The sequence below is a fragment of the Paenibacillus sp. FSL H8-0332 genome (genome assembly GCF_037963835.1).
GTDB lineage: Bacteria > Bacillota > Bacilli > Paenibacillales > Paenibacillaceae > Paenibacillus_AQ > Paenibacillus_AQ rhizoplanae.
This window is the reverse complement of the sequence record NZ_CP150145.1, coordinates 5,777,311-5,795,326: the sequence shown is the minus strand read 5'-3', so window position 1 is coordinate 5,795,326 and position 18,016 is coordinate 5,777,311. Positions and strand designations below refer to the sequence as shown.

Below are 18,016 nucleotides of genomic sequence, written 5' to 3'. Positions count from 1 at the left end.
ATTGCAATGAGAGAGGGCAAACCTGCGTCTGTGCAGGCTCATTTCTATATCGTGGCGGGACTGCTGTGGCTGAAGCTGCTGCTGCTGAGGGGTCTGTTCTTTGACCGGATTGCCTGGGAGTGGATCGCTGCGGATCTGGCGCCGGTACTCCTGCTGCTGGGTGTGCTGGCTGTAATCACACCTCGGCGGATGAGAAAAGGGGTCTTCTGGAGCTTGGGCGGCCTATTGTCGCTGCTGTTCTTTGCGGCCAGTGTGTACTTCAATCACTTCGGCTCGGTGCCTACCTATCTGGCGCTCTATGAGCTGAACCAGGTGTTTCAGGTGAAAGAGAGTGTGGAATCTACGATTGAGTGGGTTGATTATCTGTTTTTTGCCGATCTAGTGATAGTGATGATCTATTCGCTCATCCGCAGATGGAAGAAGGGCCCTGAACGGTGGCAGAGGAACAGTCGGAGCAGTCAGCCTGTAGGCAGAACCCGGAGCATTTATCTCGTGGTGCTGCTGATAGCAATCATTGGAGGCGGATCGCTGTCAGCGTATTCGATTCATTCGGCCCGGGGAATTACCAATGAGCTGGTCCAGGCGGAGACGGCCGGATTCCTGAATTATGAGGTTGTGGCAGCGATCAAGGCCCAGGAGGACAGCGGCCTCATCGGGACCGGTGATATTCAGGAGACGATAGCCAAGGTGCAGGCACTGGAGGCTACCTATCCATACAAGGCAGTGACAGGCGGACTGCCGGAGCATTTCGGAGCGCGAAAAGGGAAAAACGTCATCATCATCCAGATGGAGGCGTTTCAGAATTTCCCGCTGCATCAGTCACTGGGGGGTCAGGAGCTGACCCCGGTGCTGAATGGCCTGGCCGCAGAGGGCTTTTATTTCCCGCATGTGTATCAGCAGGTAGGTCCGGGCAATACCTCGGATGCGGAATTTATGAGCAACACCTCAATTTATCCGATCGCTTCGCTTGCCATGTCCACAGGCTTCGGGGACCGGGAGCTGCCGGGACTGCCGCGGCTTTTGCGGGATAAGGGGTATGAGGCGTACACGTTCCATGTGAACAAGGTGGGCTTCTGGAACCGGAATGAGCTCTATCCGGCGCTTGGCTTCAACGGCTACTATGACAAAGGCTCCTTCAAGAATGACCATTTCAATTCGTTCGGGGCCTCCGATGAGCAGCTCTATGCTACTGCCGTGGAGAAGCTGGCGGTGCTGCATCAGAAGGGCACGCCTTTCTATGCCCAGCTGGTGACGGCCTCCAGCCATCATCCGTTCAAGGTGCCGGACAGCTTCCGCCGCATTCAGGTGCCGGACAAGCTCCAGGGCACGATGCTGGGCGATTATCTGACGGCGGTGAACTATACGGATTATGCGATAGGCACGCTGATTGACAGATTGAAGCAGCAGGGGATGTGGGAGGATACCGTGCTGGTGCTGTACGGTGACCATTTCGGCCTGCAGCCGAAGGACGTCCCTGCGGAGCAGGTGGAGGACGCGCTGGGCATCAAGTATGACGACCGGATCAGCCGGTTCAACATTCCGCTGGTGATCCACGTGCCCGGCATGAAGCAGGGACAGGTCGTGGAGCGGACCGGCGGACAGCTGGATGTGCTGCCGACGGTAGCCAATCTGCTCGGGGTATCGCTGAAGGACGAAGGGTTCACGGCGTTCGGGCATGATCTGCTGAATGTGGACCGTAATGTGGTGGGCATGCGCTATTATTTGCCGACAGGCTCTTTTTTCAATGATGAAGTGTTGTTCGTGCCCGGTAAGAGCTTCGCGGACGGTGAGGCGGTCTCGCTGGATACGCATGAGCCAGTCAAGGATTTCAGTGCCTATCAGAGCGATTACGACTACATCCTGAAGCTGATGGGCTTATCTGACGAATATGTGAAGCTGCTTCCGCAGCGTTAGGAGAATGTTATGAAAAGACTATGGAAACCCGAGTATCTCATTACTCTGGCGGGTGCTGTGCTCATCCTCTATCTGCTGTTTGTGAGGCCCTTCACAGGCGTTGCCGATAACGGCGATTTCCTGCGGATGATGAATACGATCGGACTGAATTATTTTGATGCCGGGGAGAACTATGCCGACCGCTTCTTCAGCTACAGTCATTCTAAGTTTGCTTATGATGATCTGTTTACGGGCTTCTACCCGTCCTCGCAAATTCTGCTGGTGCTGGTGCCAAGGCTGCTTGCGGGCTTATTTCACGGCAGTTACTTCGATATCCGTCTTCTGGCAATTGTATATGCAGTGCTGCTGCTGGCTGCCACGTGGATGATCGTCAAGCTGGGCGCGAAGAGCTCCTATGCCACGGGACTGCTGCTGGGGGCGGGAATGCTGTTTGTGTTCTACGATATCGGCTATCTGGCTTATTTCAATTCCCTGTTCGGCGAACCCGTGTCGATGGTCTTCATGCTGCTTACGTTCGCGCTGGGCCTAAGGCTTACCGGGCAGGAGCGGCCGTCATCCAAGGCTCTTACGCTGTTCTTCGTTGCCGTGCTGTTCCTGATCTGCTCCAAAATCCAGAATGCCCCCGTCGGCCTCGCCTTCGCGCTGATCTTCCTGCGCTTGCGGATGCTGCATGGAACAGGCAACTGGCGGAAGCTGGCACTCGGGCTTGGGGTGGCTACAGCGCTGGTATCAGTGATTATGTACGTGACAGCGCCGAAGGAGCTTAAGCATATCAACCTGTATCAGACGGTGTTCTTCGGCATTCTGAATGAATCGCCGGATGTGCGCGGGGATCTGCGCGACCTGGGGCTGCCGGAGCACTTGGAGGTACTGGCGGGGACGAATTATTTCCAGGGGGACACAGCGATCAAGCAGGATGATCCAACGCTTACCCCGGATTTCTATGACCGTGTATCGCATAAGGATGTGCTATTCTTTTATATGAAGCATCCCGGCCGTTTAATAGAGAATATGAAGTATGCGGCTGCTAACAGCATGTCCATCCGTCCCTATTATCTCGGAAGCTATGAGAAAAGCGAGGGCAAGCCTCCGGGCGCGGTAGCAGGAATGTACAGCGGCTGGAGTGAGCTCAAGAACAAGCATCTGCCCCATTCTCTCGGATTCCTGGCTGTTTTCTACCTAGTGTATTATGCCGGAGTGCTCTATCAATACTTCCGTACGAAGGAGGTAGCGGGGCGGATCGCCGGAGAATTGATGATGCTGCTGGGACTGATCGGGCTGTTCTCGTTCCTGGTTCCGATCCTCGGTGACGGGCGGGCGGATATCGGCAAGCACCTGTTCCTGTTCAATGTCTGCTTCGATATGATGGCGGTGGCGATGCTGGGCTGGACGCTGCATAAGCTGACGAGGCTGCTGAAATAACTTGCCATGTCAAACCCTTAATTGACCCCTAGCGGATTATAGAATACAATGTGTTTGGAACTTTAGTAAAAGAGTGGAAATGGCTTGATACAGCCTCATCCTACAAGGGGGCCGCTATGGGGAATGACGAATACAAGGACAAGATTGAACAGGCAAGACAGGAACTGAACAAACTGGCCTTGGAGTACGGGATGCAGGATGTCCGGGTACTCCGCCAATCGGTGAAGCTGGATGCGCTTCTGAATGAATACAGTGATTGTCATACAGAAAAGGATGACCAGCTTTATTAGAGAATTACTGAGCAGCTATGCCAATACAAGAGACACTTTGCCGGTTAACGCCGCGGAGTGTCTTTTTTTATAGTGGATCGAACTCATCGCCCAGCAGCTCGCGGAGCATCTTCTCCCGGTTGGTCATGAAGGCGCGGGTGACTGTGTAATGATCCGTGTCTTCCAGCGCAACAGGCGTGATACTCTCTCCCTGCAGCAGAAGAATATCCGCACCCGGATAGGACATCAGAATCGGGGAGTGGGTGGCGATGATGAACTGGGAATTCTGCGCTGCCAGCTCATGCATCCGCGCCAGTAGTGACATTTGCCGTACAGGAGACAGGGCGGCCTCGGGCTCATCCAGAATATAGATGCCCTGTCCGCCGAAGCGGTGAACGAATGTGGAGAAGAAGGATTCCCCATGCGACTGCTCATGCAGCGAGCTTCCTCCATAGGAGGATTTAATGGGTCTTCCCGCCTCGGGGTCCTCATCCAGCTCATCGATGTAAGTAGCCACATTGTAGTAACTCTCCGCACGCAGAAAAAATCCGTCCCTCGGCCGCTTGACCCCTTTGGCAATCCGCAAATATTCATAGAGACTGGAATGCGAGGCCCGGGTATTGAATGAGAAATTCAGCGTCCCCCCTTCCGAATTGAACCCCCAGGCAGCAGCAATGCCCTCCAGCAAGGTAGACTTCCCGCTACCGTTCTCCCCTACAAGAAAAGTGACCTGTTTCTGAAAAGCAAGCCGTTCCAAGGTTCTTACCACCGGCAGATTAAACGGATAGCTTCCGAAGGAAGGGACCGCATCGCGCAACAGCTCGACATGGCGCAGATACAGCATAGGGCCATAGATTGAACTCATTTGTTAATTCCTCCTTAATAGGTTTTTCTCCCGCAAAAGGTTATTCCTCTAATTGTAGATGATTCCCGTCGTACCCGCAAAGGACTTGAATAAGCTTCGTTGTGCAGAGCCTGCCTCTGCATGGACAAGAGTGGATGAATTCTGCACGGGTTCGGGCCAAGCGGGCGAAAAGACCGGGGGGCATATGCCAATTTCGGCGTGATACAGACAGATGTCCATGAGGCGGATGCTGACTCCGCATATAGTACTACTGTCTTGAGAATATAACGGGGCAGGGTGAAGGCCGTGAAAACAAAAAAGAGAGGCGGGCTTCCACGGGATTACCGGGATGGCTATCTGCAAGGGTACCATCTCGGCCTGTGCGAAGCCGTGAAGCGCCTGAATACCCCTGAAGTGGGGGAACGCCAGCCATTAAAACTGATGTATGTTCCCCAGGGATTTCAGGCCATCGATACGGGAGTCGCTGAAGCGCTGCGGCTGCTGGTAAGCGAGCTGATCATCTGTCCTCCGGAAACTATGCTGGAGGTGGCATCGCGCGAATTGCCTGAGGCGGTGCTGGTGATGAACGGGCTGCATGTATTTCCGGAGAATCATCTGGAACAAATTACGGCAATAAGACAGCTGGGAATCCCGGCGGCGATCTGGTTTGTGGATGATCCTTATTTCACCGAGGACACATCCGTCATCTGCCGGCATTACGATTATGTGTTCACGCATGAACTGGGCTGTGTGGAATTCTACCGTTCGCTGGGGACGGCGTCTGTGCACTACCTTCCGCTGTGCGTCAACCCCCAGATGTTCTACCCGCGCCACACCGGACCGCAATATCACTATGATGTCGTGTTCATCGGCAATGCCTTCCGCAACCGTACGGAGCTGTTCGATGAACTGGTCCCCTTCCTGCGGGGGAAGAAGGTGCTGATCGCCGGCGGATTCTGGGAGCGGCTGGCCCACTTCGAGGAGCTGTCTCCGTACATCAGAGAGGGCTTCATCCCGCCGGAGGAGACAGCCAATTATTACAGCGGCGCGAAGCTGGTCATTAATATCCACCGGCCCTGGGAGGGAGGGATGGACAACCGGAATACATTCCAGCTTCCGTCCCTCTCTATTAATCCCCGGACCTATGAGATCAGCGCCTGCGGGACGATGCAGCTGACCGATATCCGGCAGGATCTGGATATCCACTACAAGCCGGGCCGGGATCTGGAGACCTTCGCTTCTGCCGATGAGCTGAAGCGCAAAATTGATTATTACCTGAATCACGACAAGGAGCGCCGGCAGTATGCGCTGCGGGGACTGCAGACCACGCTGCGCCGGCATACCTTTACTTCGCGTCTGCCTCATTTACTGGGTGTTCTTACTTCAAGAGGGTGAATTTCATTATGGATCAAAAGGAGCGAATACTCATGAACAACGAATTTATTATGCCTGCCCCGCCGTTGCCGAGAACCCCTGCGGAGGAAGAGAAGCTGCGGGGACGTCTGACCGGCTTCAAGGGAGGCTATGACGAAGGATATCTGCGGGGACGTCTCGCTGTGCTGGACGGACGCCCGGAGGAGCCGCAGCCGGTAAGGAATATCCATGTGATGTACGTGGCTTCAGGCAAGGGATATCCGTATTCACCGCTGGATGATGCCGTGCTCTTCGCACTGCAGCGGTTAACGGCTCAGGTCACGATTACTGATGTGCGGCAGAATCTGGTGGAGCTGGCTGCTGCCCAGCGTCCCGACCTCGTGCTGGTGCTGGATGGTCTGGATTTACCGCTGGAGCAGGTGGCTATTCTGCGCGGCCAGGGCATCAAGACCGCGATCTGGCTGACCGATGATCCGTATTACACGGATTTCACAATGAAGATTGTGGCCCATTATGACTATGTATTCACACTGGAGCGTAATTGCGTAGAGATCTACCGCGGCCTTGGCTGCACGGAGGTCCACTATCTGCCCTTTGCCGCGCATCGTGAGCATTACCGTCCGACTACCGGACGTTCGCCGGTCACCCGGGATGTCAGCTTCATCGGGTCGGCTTACTGGAACCGGATTAATTTCTTCCGCGATATTATGCCGGAGCTGATGAGCTATAACACAGTCATTAACGGAATCTGGTGGGACCGGTTGCCGGAAGCGCCGCTCTATGGCGACCGGATTGAGATCGGCAAGTGGATGTCCCCTCAGGAGACGGCTGTAGCTTACAGCGGCTCGAAGATTGTAATCAACCTTCACCGCTCGCATATCGACGATGCCGTCAACAATAATACATTGTATATTCCGGCTGTATCGCCAAATCCGCGTACGTTCGAGATTGCTGCCAGTGGCACGCTGCAGCTCAGCGATGCCCGTGACGATCTCGGCTCCTTCTACAAGGTGGGCGAAGAGATCGACACCTTCTCCAGCCCCCACGAGCTGATGGGCAAAATCCAGTACTATCTGACGCATGAGGAAGAGCGCCGGGAGATGTCCCTCCGCGCTTTCGAACGGACGCTGAGGGATCACACGTATACCAGACGTCTGAGCCAGCTGCTTACTATTATTTACGGGTAAGCCAGCAGGGCAATCGTAGAACAGGCTGTCAGCAAAATGTGCGTATCACAGGGGACAGGTGTCGTGCCGGCATCTCTGCCCTCTCAATATACTGGAGTACCGGGCAGAGATGTTAGCCTGTCAGCTAATATACCCGTCCTAATCAGGTGGATCTCAGGTGATAGTGGATTATGCCCGGATGCTAAGCTTCGTAAAACTTTTAGGAGGTGAATGGCTGCTCCACAGCCCTTCGCAGGGGAGCGCCGAGACACCATGGCCGACAAAGCGACAATCGTCCTCTTTTCCCATGTCTCTAACACGCGCAGTATTACGGGTGCGGAGAAGCTGCTGTTATTCTTCAGCCGGGAGCTGTCTCCTTACTTCAATTGTATCCTCGTAGCCCCGCAGGACGGGAAGCTGACACAGCTGGCCCGGAGCTACGGCCTTCAAGTCCGGCTGATGTCTATTCCGCTGGTCTATGGAGTGTACACCCCCTATGCCGGTCTTCCGGCAGATATCCGCAAAATGCAGGAGGGCCGGGAATATCAAGAGCTGACTCACTGGCTTGCGGAGCTCCGTCCGTCCTTCGTGATCACCAGCACTTGTGTGCATGCCCTGCCGCCAATTGCGGCGAAGTCACTGGGCATACCGGTGATCTGGAAGATCTCGGAGACCATTACAGACAACGAGTTCACCCCGATCAGCGTAGAGCTGATCCACAACAACAGCGATGAGATTCTGGCGATTTCACAGACAGCGGCAGCATGCTTCCCCGAGGATATCCGCGATAGCAAGGTAACCCAGCTTCCCCCTTCATGGAGTGACGCGGATTTGATGTTCGAGGCCTGGAGCAAGCTGCGCGGCGAACGGCGGAGTGAGCTGAAGATTGCCCCGGGGGACCCGCTGATCGGCTATGTCTCTTCCTTCATAAATAAGGAGAAGGGGCTGGAGCATTTCGTCAAGATGGCCGTCCTGGTGCATGAGCAGCATCCGGCTGCCCGCTACCTCGTAGTGGGGACTCCCGGGGATAAAAGCTACTATGAGCGCTGTGTCCGCAAGGTGAAGCTGGAGGGTCTGACCTCGCTCTTCCGGTTTGTCGGATACGAAGAATGTCTGCCGGCCGCTTACTGCGCGATGGATCTGCTCGTTGTCCCCAGCCTGATCCGGGAAGGCTTCGGCATGACGGCCCTGGAGGGCTATGCCTTCAGCAAGCCGGTTGTCGCTTATGATTCCGGCGGCCTGCGGGAGATTCTGGACGCCGCAGGCTGCGGGGAACTGCTCGTGCCTGCGGGAGACATCGACGCGCTGGCCGGGCGGGTGAACGCGCTGCTGGCCGACCAGGCGATGGCGGCCGGCATTGGCCGGCAGGCGCGGGAGCGCATCGAGGCCGTCTACGGCCCGGCGGCTTACCGCGCCCGGCTGCAAGGCTTAGCGGAGAGGTGGCATCTCCGCTACTGCCTCCAGCCGCCGCAGCTCATCGGCGGCCCGGAAGCCCCGCCCGCAGCTGCGCCGGCGGGCGGGAAGAGCGCCCCCGCGGCACAGCCGACGCGGGGCAAGACCGGGCGCCGCGCCGCACGGCTGCGGGCCGCGAAGCTGCGGCGCGGCAGGCTGCGCCGCGCCAAGTCCCGGAGCGGCGCGGCGGGAACGCGCCCGCGCCGTAAGAAGCGCGCGGCAGGCTCCGCGCGCCGTCGGGCCAGCGGCGGCAAGAAGCGCCGCGTGGGCCAGGCCGGAAGCCGCCGGAGCAAGCGGCGGCGTAAGGCATCCTGAGCAGCCTGCCCGGTTCCTAAGGGCAGGCCATAATCAAAGGGGAGTGAACCCATGAAGATCATGACGATTTTGGGCACACGGCCCGAGATCATCCGCCTAAGCGTCATCATTCCGCTGCTGGACCGGCATGCGGAGCGGCATGTGCTGGTGCATACGGGACAGAATTTCACGGCCAGCCTCAGCGGGGTATTCTTCGCTGAGCTGGGACTCCGCTCACCGGACTACGTGCTGCAGGATAAGCAGGCCGGGCTCGGGGGCCAGCTGGCCGCCATGTTCGGCAGTCTGGAGAGCATTCTGCTTCAGGAGAAGCCCGACCGCGTACTGCTGCTGGGCGACACGAATAGTGCGCTGTGTGCCATTCTGGCCGAGCGGATGGGCATTCCTGTGGTGCATATGGAAGCAGGCAACCGCTGTTACGATCTGAAAGTGCCGGAGGAGAAAAACCGCCGTGTCATAGATGCCGTCTCCACCATAAATATGCCGTATACCCAGCAGAGTAAAAGACATCTGCTCAGCGAAGGGTTCCCCAGTCAGCGTATCGTGTTAACCGGCAACCCCATCCATGAGGTGATTACGCATTACGAAGAGCAGATCGCGGCCAGTGACATCCTGTCCCGGCTGAAGCTGGAAGCGGGCAGGTATCTGCTGGTGACAGCCCACCGGGCCGAGAATGTCGATGATCCGGAGTCGCTGTTCCAGATTATGTCCGGGCTGAACCTGGTGGCTGAGCATTTGGGGCTCCGCCTAATCTGCAGCATCCACCCCCGTACACGCTCCAAGCTTACGGACCAGTTCCCGCTAACTATGAACCCGCTGGTGGAGTTTCATGAACCCTTTGGATTTTTTGACTTTGTTCATCTGGAACGTTATGCCCAGTGCGCCATTACCGACAGCGGCACCGTGCAGGAGGAATGCTGCCTGATGGGTGTGCCTACGGTAACGATCCGCCGGACCACAGAACGCCCGGAGACCGTCGATTGCGGAAGTAATGTAGTGTCCGGGGTTGAACAGAACAGCATTCTGCGCTGCACCGTGCTGATGACGTCGCTTAAGCCCGATTGGGAGGCGCCGGAAGGGTATCTTGCCCAAGGTGTCTCGGTCAAGGTAGTTAAATTTCTGCTTGGAGGGAACCTGCATGTTCAATAATAAACGGATTCTGGTTACAGGCGGTACCGGTTCCTGGGGGCATGAGCTGATCCGGCAATTGCTGCCGCAGCATCCCAAAGAAATCATCGTATTCTCCCGCAGTGAGTCTGCACAGGTAGCCATGAGCCGTGAATTTGAAGATAAGCATCTCAGCTTCATCATCGGTGATATCCGTGACAAGGACGCCCTGGTAGCAGCCTGCCGCGGTGTGGATTATGTGTTCCATCTGGCAGCGCTCAAGCATGTGCCAGTCTGCGAAGACCAGCCGTATGAGGCGCTGAAGACCAATGTAGTCGGCACGCAGAATGTCATTGAAGCGGCAATTGCCAACAATGTGGAAAAAGCGATCTATATCTCCACCGATAAAGCTGCCAATCCGTCGAACTTCTACGGCATGACCAAGGCCATCGGCGAGAAGCTGTTCGTATATGCTAATCTGATCGGCTCAGGCACCAAGTTTGTTACCGTGCGCGGAGGCAATGTACTGGGTACAAACGGCAGCGTGGTCCATCTGTTCATGAAGCAGATCAAGGACAAGGGACAGGTAAAGATTACGGATATGAACATGACCCGGTTCTTTTTCACCCTGCGCGATGCCATTACCCTGCTGTTCAAGGCTTCCGATGTCAGTATCGGCGGCGAGATCTTCGTCATGACTATGCCGACCTGCCGGATCGTGGATTTGGCCGATGTACTGATCGAAGCTTCCGGCCGGACGGATGTCAGTATGATCGAGACCGGTATCCGCCCGGGAGAGAAAATCCATGAGATCCTGATGAGCGATTTCGAGAGTCTGACTACGGTGGTCTACGATGAGCAGTACCTGGTTATTCTGCCTACGCTCGATATGCCGGAGCTGAAGGAGCATTACCGTCATTTCCCTCATGTGTCCTTCAGCAGCTTCAGCTCGGAGAATCATCTGATGGAGCAGGCTGAAATCAAGGATATCCTGATCCGGGGAGGGTTCCTCCAGTGAAGCTCCTGATTCTCGGCGGAAATGGTATGGCAGGTCATATGCTGGCGGAGTATTTTCGCCGCCAGGGCAAGCACCACATCTTCCATACAACCCGGGATAAGAAGGATCTTGGAGGGTTGTATGTAGACGCCGACGATATCGCCGGTGTAGAGAAGCTGGTTGAAATCGTCTCCCCCCATTGCATTATTAATGCGATGGGGGTACTCAATCAATTTGCCGAACGGGACCGGATCGGCGCGTATCATGTCAACGGATTCCTGCCTCACCGCCTGCGGCGGGCAGCGGACCAGATCCATGCCCGGCTCATCCATATCAGCTCCGACTGCGTGTTCGAAGGAACACGCGGCGGATATACGGAGGAGGATGCCGCGGATGGAACCTCGGTCTACGCCCTCACCAAGAGTCTTGGAGAAGTGCGCGATCCCGGACATCTGACGATCCGCACCTCCATTATCGGGCCCGAGATCCGCTCCGGCGGAATCGGTCTCATGGAATGGTTCCTGGCCCAGAAGGGCCGGGTAACCGGATATGAATGCGTGATGTGGAATGGAGTCACCACCCTGGAACTGGCCAAAGCCATCGATTCCCTGCTGGACTCGGATCTCTCGGGGCTGATTCATCTGGCCCACCCGCAGCCCGTAAGTAAATATCAGCTGCTGCAGATGATGCAGAAGGCATTTCATAAAGAGGATGTTGAGATCATCCCGCAGCAGACGCCCGTTCAGGACCGGACGCTGATCAGCACGAGAAGCGATGTCACGATTGAGCTGCCTTCCTATCCCCGGATGCTTAGCGAGCTTGCCGACTTTATGCGCAGCTCAGAGCTGCCGACATGAGCGGGCGGCGGCGTCTCCTGATTACCGGAGCTTCCGGTTTTACCGGCAGGCATGCCGTAGCCTATTTTGCCGCCGGAGGGGCGGAGGTGACTGCTGTAGTCCGCCGCAAGCCAGAAGCGGAGTTGTTCCCGGACGGCGTTCAGCAGTATGTCTGTGACCTGGGGGACCGCAGGGCTGTGACGGCAATGATTGGAGCAGTGAAGCCGGACCAGGTGTTGCACCTGGCAGGCAAGAATTCGGTCCCTGAGTCCTGGCGGGACCCGCTGCTCTACATGGAAACCAATGTAATGGCTACTCTATATTTGCTTGAGGCGCTGCGTGTCCAGCCGGCCAGCCGTATTCTGGTGGCCGGCTCCCGGCTTAAGTATAGACCGGGTGCGGCAGATCCTCCCCACCCCTACAGTCTCAGCAAGACGCTGGAGGAGCTGGTATCGCTGGCCTGGGGAACGCTGTTTGCACAGCCGGTGCTGATGGCGGAGCCCTCGAACCTGATTGGTCCGGGGCCATCCACCGGCTTCTGTTCCCTGCTGGCACAGCATATTGTGCACAGTGAAGCAACCGCTGTAACCGGATCGGCTGCACCTGCTGCTTTCCGGCTCTCCTCGCGCTATGCGCTGCGTGACTTTCTGGATGTGCGTGATGCGGTCAGGGCCTATGGCTTCATTCTGGACTCGGGCGAGACAGGAAGGATCTACCGCATTGATTCCGGGACAGAGCGGGAACTGGGAGAGGTTGCCAGGAGGCTGCTGGCTCATGCCGCAGCTCCGGTTGCGATGGACTGGGGCCCGCAGGAGGAGCACAGCCAGGGCAATCCTTCCCCGTCATCTGCCGTTCCGGCGAAGCCTCCATTTGAATCTGCTGATACTAAGGTACCGCCTGAAGAATCCGGGGACTATGCTGTTATTTCCGGCTGGAAGCCGGAGATTGCGCTGGACCGTTCACTGGCGGATATTATCGGCTATACAAGGGCCGGTAAGGAAGGAAGGTTGTTATGAAGCCCAGAGTATCCATAGTGATTCCTTTTTACAATTGTCCTTATATTGAGCAGGCGCTGCACAGCGCTATGAGTCAATCCTGGCAGCCTTATGAGATTATCGTAGTGGATGACGGTTCAACTATGCATGCAGAACGGATTACCCCCTATCTGCCCTACATTCACTATCTGGGGAAGGCCAACGGAGGCACCGCTTCGGCTCTTAACCACGGCATTGCCCATGCCACGGGAGATTATGTAGTCTGGCTTAGCTCGGATGATATGTTCTATCGTGACAAGATCAATAATCAGGTTCTGTTCATGGAACAGAACCATTTGCTGATCTCGTATACCAACTTCAACTACATTAACGGAAACTCGCAGGCTACGGAGCTGAATGCTGCGGCCGTATTCCCGAACCAGCTTGAATATCTGCGCTGCTTCCTGTACGGCAATCCCATCAACGGCTGTACGGTGATGTTCAAGCGGGAGATCTTCGGAGCCATCGGGATGTTTGATGAAGCACTGCCGTATACCCACGATTATGATCTATGGTACCGGGCCATTCTGAACGGTTATGCACCGGTGATGCTGAACCAGTCCTTGACGGCCTATCGCCGGCATGAGGGAATGGGCACGCTCAGACACTACGATGTCATCATGGCCGAAGCCGCAGCAACCAGTGCCCGCTATCATGCTCCGTTAAGCGCCCTGATCGCATCTATGGGCGGCTAGCTGCCGGAGCGGAAGCCGGCATAGCAGCATACCCAAGACCAAGCAACTAACGCTTAGGAGGGAGAGCATATGTACCGGGAAATCGAAGTGAAAGACTTCCTGCCGGTCTTGCTGGAGCAGCTGAAATTCTCCGAGAGTATTCTGGATATCGGCAGCGGTACGGGTACGCTGCTGGAGCGGTATGAAGCCGGTGTGGTGCTGGGGCTGGATATCCACAGGCCTTATCTGCTGCACCGCAAATACAAGGCCCCTCATATCATTCCGGTTCATGCCGATGCCAGCCATATCGATAAGCTGTTCCTGCCGGGCACCTTCTCTGCGGTCACTCTGATCGATTCTCTGGAGCATTTCTCGATGAGTGAAGGCATGGAGCTGCTGCGCAAGGCGGAGCTTATCGCTGCGAACCGTGTCATCGTATTTACACCCCGGGGTTTCTTCCCGCAGGAGGGGAAGGACCATTTCAATCTGCATGGGGAGTATTACCAGAAACACTGGAGCGGCTGGGAGCCTGAGGACTTTCTGAAGCTGGGCTACGCTGTAACCGTACTGAAGGGTTTTCACCATGCGGAGAATCCATCATTCCGGGAAGCCTTCGGTGAGAATCATGCGCCGCTGGACGCCCTGCTCGCCTGCAAGACAGTATAAATGAACTCAGGGAGGAGGCCGGGGCATGTATCAGAAGACCAAGGTCTCGGTGGTAATTCCATTCTATAATTGTCCCTACGTGCATCTGGCGGTCGAAAGCGTGCTGGCCCAGAGCTACATGGATATCGAGCTGATCGTCGTGGATGACGGTTCAACGCTCTATACGGAGAAGCTTGAACCCTATAAGAGCCGAATCGTGTATGTCCGCAAAACCAACGGCGGAACCGGCTCGGCGCTCAATAGGGGAATCGAGGTGGCAAACGGAGCTTACTTTGCCTGGCTGAGCGCGGACGATCTGTTCCATCCCGATAAAATCAGACGGCAGATAGAAGCCATCCGCAGCTCGGGAACCTCCTTCAATCATACGGCTTACTACTATATTAATGAGTACGGGCAGCGGTTCTCCGATATAGTCCGAATGCCGGCCTGGAGCAGGCCGGCCCTCATACAGACCATGATGTCCGGCTGTCCGGTGAACGGCAGCACGGTGCTGTTTGATATGGAGATCCTCTCCAGGGTCGGCAGGTTTAATGAGAGCCTCCTGTATACACAGGATTACGATATGTGGCTGCGGATTCTGCCGCATTATGAATGGTCTTATATAGAAGAGCCGCTGCTGGATTACCGCGTTCATAATGAGATGGGCTCGGTCCTGCACAGCGAAGCGCAGAACCGGGAAATTGCCAAGGTGCAGTTCATGCACAGGGGTAATTTGACGGAGCTGCTGAGAAAGGAGAGAAGGAATTGAGACTGACCTTTCCGGTTCTGACCTTATCCAGAGGCGGCGCGCAGCGGATGATCACCGAGCTGGCTAACCGTCTGGCTGAAATTGGCCATGAGGTCGTTGTTCTTTTGCCCAGCCATGGCTTTGTTGAATATGAGATGAAATGTCCGATTATTACTGCACCCGCTACGGTACTTACGGAAGATGATTTTCCTTATGGGGATGTCATTGTCTCCAATTATTATACAACCGTTCCGGTTGCCGAGCGGGCCAGCCAGCAGGGTAAGGGGCTGCATATCCGGTTGGCTTTATGCTATGAGCCGAATTTCCTGCCGGATAATAATCAGTCGTTTGCTTCCTACGGCATTACCCGCAACCTGCTTGTACTGTCGCGCTGGCAGCAGGAGGTCATACGGATCAATCATGGCATTAAGGGCAGAATTGTCCCGGTCGGTGTTGATTCGAATTTCCATAATATGCATTTTCGCGACACTCCGGACCGGCCGCTGATCGTCTCAGCCATTATGCGGCGCCCAGAAGGCGGATTCTCCGGCCACCGGGAGCAGGAATATCTGATTCAGCAGCTTGATATGGTCAAGCGGCTTCATCCTGAGGTGGAGATCTATATTATGACCCCTCCTGCTGAATTTGCAGCCTCGTTGAGTCTGCAGGCCTTGCTCAACACCGGCCGCTATCAGCTTAGGACACCCGGCAATGACAATGAGCTGGCTTATCATTATAATGAGACAGATATTTTTGTCAGCGCAAGTACCAATGACGCCGGTTCGTTGCCGGGGCTGGAAGCGATGCGCTGCGGTGCGGCGCTGGTCACCGTATATTCAGGAGGGAACCTCGAATACTGCGCACACGGGCAGAACTGCCTGATGTCCTACCGTCATGAGAACCGTCTTGCTGCGGATATATTGACGCTCATTGACGACCGGGAGCTTCGCCGGCGTCTGGCCGCGAGGGGAGAGCAGGATTCCCAGCGGTTCACCTGGGAGAGAAGCGTGCAGGTTTTCCAGGCTGAGCTATTTGAAATGGTGTCCAGACAGGGCACGTGAAGCCTTTGGGCAGAACGCCGAACACAGAGAAACCTTCAACCCTGGCTGGCGCTGGGGTTGAAGGTTTTTTTGCGAGAAGATAGGGAGATATGGAGCTTGCAATCACTAGAAGATGGAGAAGGAGTTCATCATCTCGCGGAAGGAGTGTGCGTACTGATCGAAACCGAAATGCGTAACCATATGCTGACGGCCCTGATAGCAGATGGCTTCACGCAGTGGAATGTTATCCATGAGTTCGAGTCCTTCGTTCACGGCAGCCTCCACATTGCCAAGCGGATAGAATTTGCCCGTAATATTATGAGTGATGAAAGACCGGACCCCGTCAGAATCCGTACTGAGTACAGGACAGGAGCAGCAGACAGCCTCAGCTACGGCATATCCGAAGCCTTCTGTGACAGAGCTGGACAGCAGGAAGCCCCCCGAAGCGGCAATCGATGAATAATAGACAGGCATCATCTGGTTAGGCATATTCGTGAACACAATCAGCCGGTCATTCAGGCCAAGAGCATGCAGCTCTTCATTGAATGCCGCCTTCTGGTCATCGGAGGCCAAGCCCGGATCATGGAACATCCAGAGATGCAGGTTAGGTTTCGCTTTACGGACATGATGGGCAATCTTCAGGTATTCGCTCCAATTCTTGTTGGGTTCCAGCCGGCCTACCCAGGCGATGACAGGATCAACGGGCGCCTCGGCGGGGATATAGCGGAATCCTTGTACATCCACAAGGTTCGGAATAACATAACGCTGGAGCCAGGGGCAGATCTCGATAAACAGCTCCAGTAAATGATCGGTGGGGGGAATCAGCACAGCATTGCAGAAGGCTTGCAGATAAGGCACGGATTCAATAATTATATTTCGGGCTTCGCTTCGTGTTCCCAGACCCTGGGACTCGTAGATCAGGATGCCGCCATACCCTAGCCTGCGCAGCCGTTCCAGCAGCAGGTAATCGGAGGTTACGATGATGGCGTCATAATGATTGGCATTCAGTATAGCCCGGATATCTTCATCCTGCGAAGTGATAAATACCGGGAAGCTTACACTATTGTGGCTGCCGGACCCCGGCATGAGATAGAGCACATGGCATTCGATGCCGTTCTTTTGAAGGCTCTCACACCGCAGTCTGTTCAGGGTCTCCACCCCGCCGCTCGGTACATAAAATGTAAATAGAATTTTCAAGCTTACCCCTCCTGATCTGGACTCTCGCGGAGAAACACAGTCTGCTGTTATATAAGATACGCCGGATTTCTCTTACATGTGACTGTGGGGACGGCATTGCCAAATCCTTTCTGGATAGCCCGGCAGCAGAGGAGCCATGCTAAGGCTTGTAACGCTGCACTACATTATTCTGTGATGGGGGATGAAGGAATATTGCAAACGAAATTCGGCTTGTCCGTGTCTGCAGCCTTGCTGCTCGGCGCCATAAGTATGACCGGCTGCAGTGCCGGCCATTCGGCAGATAACGGCAATATGCAGACGAAAAGTGTACGCGGGACAGACGGGCGAATCCACGTAAACTCCGCACGGGACGGAATGCGTGACGATGACTTCGGCAGCATGGAGGTAAGCAAGGAATTGGCTGACCGTGTAGCGGCCATGCCGGAAGTCCGTTCGGCTAACGTTATTATGGTCGGCCGAAGTGCTTATGTCGCTGTAATGCTGGAGAATACTTCGGGCGGTGTTCACACCCGGAATATCACCCGCAGGGAGGCTACCGGAAGAGGGACTGCTGCGGGTGTTCCCGGAATGACGGGGACAGGCGGCTCCATGGCCGGCATACCGGGAAGTATGACTGGTACCGGAACCGTTGGCGGTACAGGCATGGCGGCTCCCGAAGATTATCCGGGAAACGGCAATAACGGGATTATGTCCAGAAGCAGTATGGGGGATGATAAAGACACGCTTCCCGGGGAGATCAAGCATAAAATCGCCGCAGAGATTAAAAAAGGCAACACATACGTCAGCAATGTGTATGTCTCGGCGAACCCGGATTTCGTGGAACGGGCCGATTATTATGCCCGGGAATTCCGTGCCGGACATCCGCTCAAAGGCTTCGCGAATGAATTCCGCATCATGGCGGAACGGATTTTCCCTGCGCGCAGCGGACAGTAAGCGGCGCCGCTACTGCACAGTGCCTTGAATGAAGATAGTATTCCAGAGGGAT

Annotated in this window: 17 protein-coding genes; 15 read left to right on the top strand and 2 right to left on the bottom strand. The window is 55.6% G+C overall.

Annotation, left to right across the window (positions count from 1 at the left end; genetic code table 11):
* The first annotated feature begins 6 nt into the window (after window positions 1-6).
* From NST43_RS25025 to NST43_RS25015, 3 genes are all read left to right on the top strand, one after another.
* On the top strand, window positions 7-1,914 hold the full coding sequence (locus NST43_RS25025) for an LTA synthase family protein (RefSeq protein WP_339220004.1): 1,908 nt from the start codon (window positions 7-9) through the stop codon (window positions 1,912-1,914).
* A gap of 9 nt (window positions 1,915-1,923) precedes the next feature.
* Window positions 1,924-3,336, top strand: coding sequence for a hypothetical protein (locus NST43_RS25020; RefSeq protein WP_339220002.1), 1,413 nt, complete (start codon window positions 1,924-1,926; stop codon window positions 3,334-3,336).
* Between the two features lie 116 nt (window positions 3,337-3,452).
* A complete protein-coding gene (locus NST43_RS25015; RefSeq protein WP_173131895.1) occupies window positions 3,453-3,626 on the top strand; it encodes an aspartyl-phosphate phosphatase Spo0E family protein in 174 nt (57 codons plus the stop codon).
* A 67-nt stretch (window positions 3,627-3,693) separates the two neighbouring features.
* On the opposite strand, the gene NST43_RS25010 is transcribed toward NST43_RS25015, so the two are convergent.
* A complete protein-coding gene (locus NST43_RS25010) occupies window positions 3,694-4,449 on the bottom strand; it encodes an AAA family ATPase (RefSeq protein WP_339225522.1) in 756 nt (251 codons plus the stop codon).
* Between the two features lie 306 nt (window positions 4,450-4,755).
* Between NST43_RS25010 and NST43_RS25005 the strand changes: the two genes are divergently transcribed.
* The 11 genes from NST43_RS25005 (at window position 4,756) to NST43_RS24955 (ending at window position 15,855) form a co-directional block, all read left to right on the top strand.
* Window positions 4,756-5,844 (top strand): DUF3880 domain-containing protein, encoded by a 1,089-nt coding sequence (locus NST43_RS25005; RefSeq protein WP_209994725.1) that lies wholly within the window; start codon window positions 4,756-4,758, stop codon window positions 5,842-5,844.
* Between the two features lie 32 nt (window positions 5,845-5,876).
* Window positions 5,877-7,010: a glycosyltransferase gene (locus tag NST43_RS25000; RefSeq protein WP_209994726.1), complete on the top strand. Its 1,134-nt coding sequence runs from the start codon at window positions 5,877-5,879 to the stop codon at window positions 7,008-7,010.
* A 210-nt stretch (window positions 7,011-7,220) separates the two neighbouring features.
* On the top strand, window positions 7,221-8,756 hold the full coding sequence (locus tag NST43_RS24995) for a glycosyltransferase family 4 protein (RefSeq protein ID WP_339219998.1): 1,536 nt from the start codon (window positions 7,221-7,223) through the stop codon (window positions 8,754-8,756).
* A gap of 51 nt (window positions 8,757-8,807) precedes the next feature.
* Window positions 8,808-9,902 carry a UDP-N-acetylglucosamine 2-epimerase (non-hydrolyzing) gene (wecB, locus tag NST43_RS24990; protein WP_339219996.1) on the top strand — a complete coding sequence of 365 codons (1,095 nt, stop codon included), beginning with the start codon at window positions 8,808-8,810 and terminating at the stop codon, window positions 9,900-9,902.
* Window positions 9,892-10,878: a polysaccharide biosynthesis protein gene (locus NST43_RS24985; protein WP_036727136.1), complete on the top strand. Its 987-nt coding sequence runs from the start codon at window positions 9,892-9,894 to the stop codon at window positions 10,876-10,878. The genes wecB and NST43_RS24985 overlap by 11 nt, the downstream gene beginning before the upstream one ends.
* A complete protein-coding gene (locus NST43_RS24980; protein WP_209994729.1) occupies window positions 10,875-11,714 on the top strand; it encodes an SDR family oxidoreductase in 840 nt (279 codons plus the stop codon). The genes NST43_RS24985 and NST43_RS24980 overlap by 4 nt, the downstream gene beginning before the upstream one ends.
* A complete protein-coding gene (locus tag NST43_RS24975) occupies window positions 11,711-12,709 on the top strand; it encodes an NAD(P)-dependent oxidoreductase (protein ID WP_209994730.1) in 999 nt (332 codons plus the stop codon). The genes NST43_RS24980 and NST43_RS24975 overlap by 4 nt, the downstream gene beginning before the upstream one ends.
* Window positions 12,706-13,422, top strand: coding sequence for a glycosyltransferase (locus NST43_RS24970; RefSeq protein ID WP_209994731.1), 717 nt, complete (start codon window positions 12,706-12,708; stop codon window positions 13,420-13,422). The genes NST43_RS24975 and NST43_RS24970 overlap by 4 nt, the downstream gene beginning before the upstream one ends.
* Window positions 13,423-13,491: 69 nt before the next feature.
* Window positions 13,492-14,067 (top strand): class I SAM-dependent methyltransferase, encoded by a 576-nt coding sequence (locus NST43_RS24965; RefSeq protein ID WP_339219995.1) that lies wholly within the window; start codon window positions 13,492-13,494, stop codon window positions 14,065-14,067.
* Window positions 14,068-14,092: 25 nt separating this feature from the next.
* Complete coding sequence (locus tag NST43_RS24960) at window positions 14,093-14,815, top strand: glycosyltransferase family 2 protein (RefSeq protein WP_339219993.1); 723 nt, start codon at window positions 14,093-14,095, stop codon at window positions 14,813-14,815.
* The gene (locus NST43_RS24955) at window positions 14,812-15,855 is read left to right on the top strand and encodes a glycosyltransferase family 4 protein (RefSeq protein WP_339219992.1); all 1,044 of its coding nucleotides are present in this window, start codon (window positions 14,812-14,814) and stop codon (window positions 15,853-15,855) included. Before NST43_RS24960 ends, NST43_RS24955 begins: the two co-directional genes overlap by 4 nt.
* 105 nt (window positions 15,856-15,960) lie before the next feature.
* Here the strand turns inward: NST43_RS24955 and NST43_RS24950 are convergent, their stop codons facing one another.
* Window positions 15,961-17,031, bottom strand: a complete 1,071-nt coding sequence (locus NST43_RS24950) for a glycosyltransferase family 4 protein (RefSeq protein ID WP_209994735.1) — start codon at window positions 17,029-17,031, stop codon at window positions 15,961-15,963.
* A 192-nt stretch (window positions 17,032-17,223) separates the two neighbouring features.
* Between NST43_RS24950 and NST43_RS24945 the strand changes: the two genes are divergently transcribed.
* The gene (locus tag NST43_RS24945; protein ID WP_339219990.1) at window positions 17,224-17,964 is read left to right on the top strand and encodes a YhcN/YlaJ family sporulation lipoprotein; all 741 of its coding nucleotides are present in this window, start codon (window positions 17,224-17,226) and stop codon (window positions 17,962-17,964) included.
* Window positions 17,965-18,016 lie beyond the last annotated feature (52 nt).

Coding starts and splice junctions, on each gene's coding strand:
- NST43_RS25000 (WP_209994726.1), top strand. CDS start 5,877: ATGAACAACGAATTTATTATGCCTGCCCCGCCGTTGCCGAGAACCCCT.
- NST43_RS24970 (WP_209994731.1), top strand. CDS start 12,706: ATGAAGCCCAGAGTATCCATAGTGATTCCTTTTTACAATTGTCCTTAT.
- NST43_RS24975 (WP_209994730.1), top strand. CDS start 11,711: ATGAGCGGGCGGCGGCGTCTCCTGATTACCGGAGCTTCCGGTTTTACC.
- NST43_RS24995 (WP_339219998.1), top strand. CDS start 7,221: ATGGCTGCTCCACAGCCCTTCGCAGGGGAGCGCCGAGACACCATGGCC.
- NST43_RS24965 (WP_339219995.1), top strand. CDS start 13,492: ATGTACCGGGAAATCGAAGTGAAAGACTTCCTGCCGGTCTTGCTGGAG.
- NST43_RS24960 (WP_339219993.1), top strand. CDS start 14,093: ATGTATCAGAAGACCAAGGTCTCGGTGGTAATTCCATTCTATAATTGT.
- NST43_RS25015 (WP_173131895.1), top strand. CDS start 3,453: ATGGGGAATGACGAATACAAGGACAAGATTGAACAGGCAAGACAGGAA.
- NST43_RS25010 (WP_339225522.1), bottom strand. CDS start 4,449: ATGCTGTATCTGCGCCATGTCGAGCTGTTGCGCGATGCGGTCCCTTCC.
- NST43_RS25020 (WP_339220002.1), top strand. CDS start 1,924: ATGAAAAGACTATGGAAACCCGAGTATCTCATTACTCTGGCGGGTGCT.
- wecB (WP_339219996.1), top strand. CDS start 8,808: ATGAAGATCATGACGATTTTGGGCACACGGCCCGAGATCATCCGCCTA.
- NST43_RS24985 (WP_036727136.1), top strand. CDS start 9,892: ATGTTCAATAATAAACGGATTCTGGTTACAGGCGGTACCGGTTCCTGG.
- NST43_RS25025 (WP_339220004.1), top strand. CDS start 7: ATGAGAGAGGGCAAACCTGCGTCTGTGCAGGCTCATTTCTATATCGTG.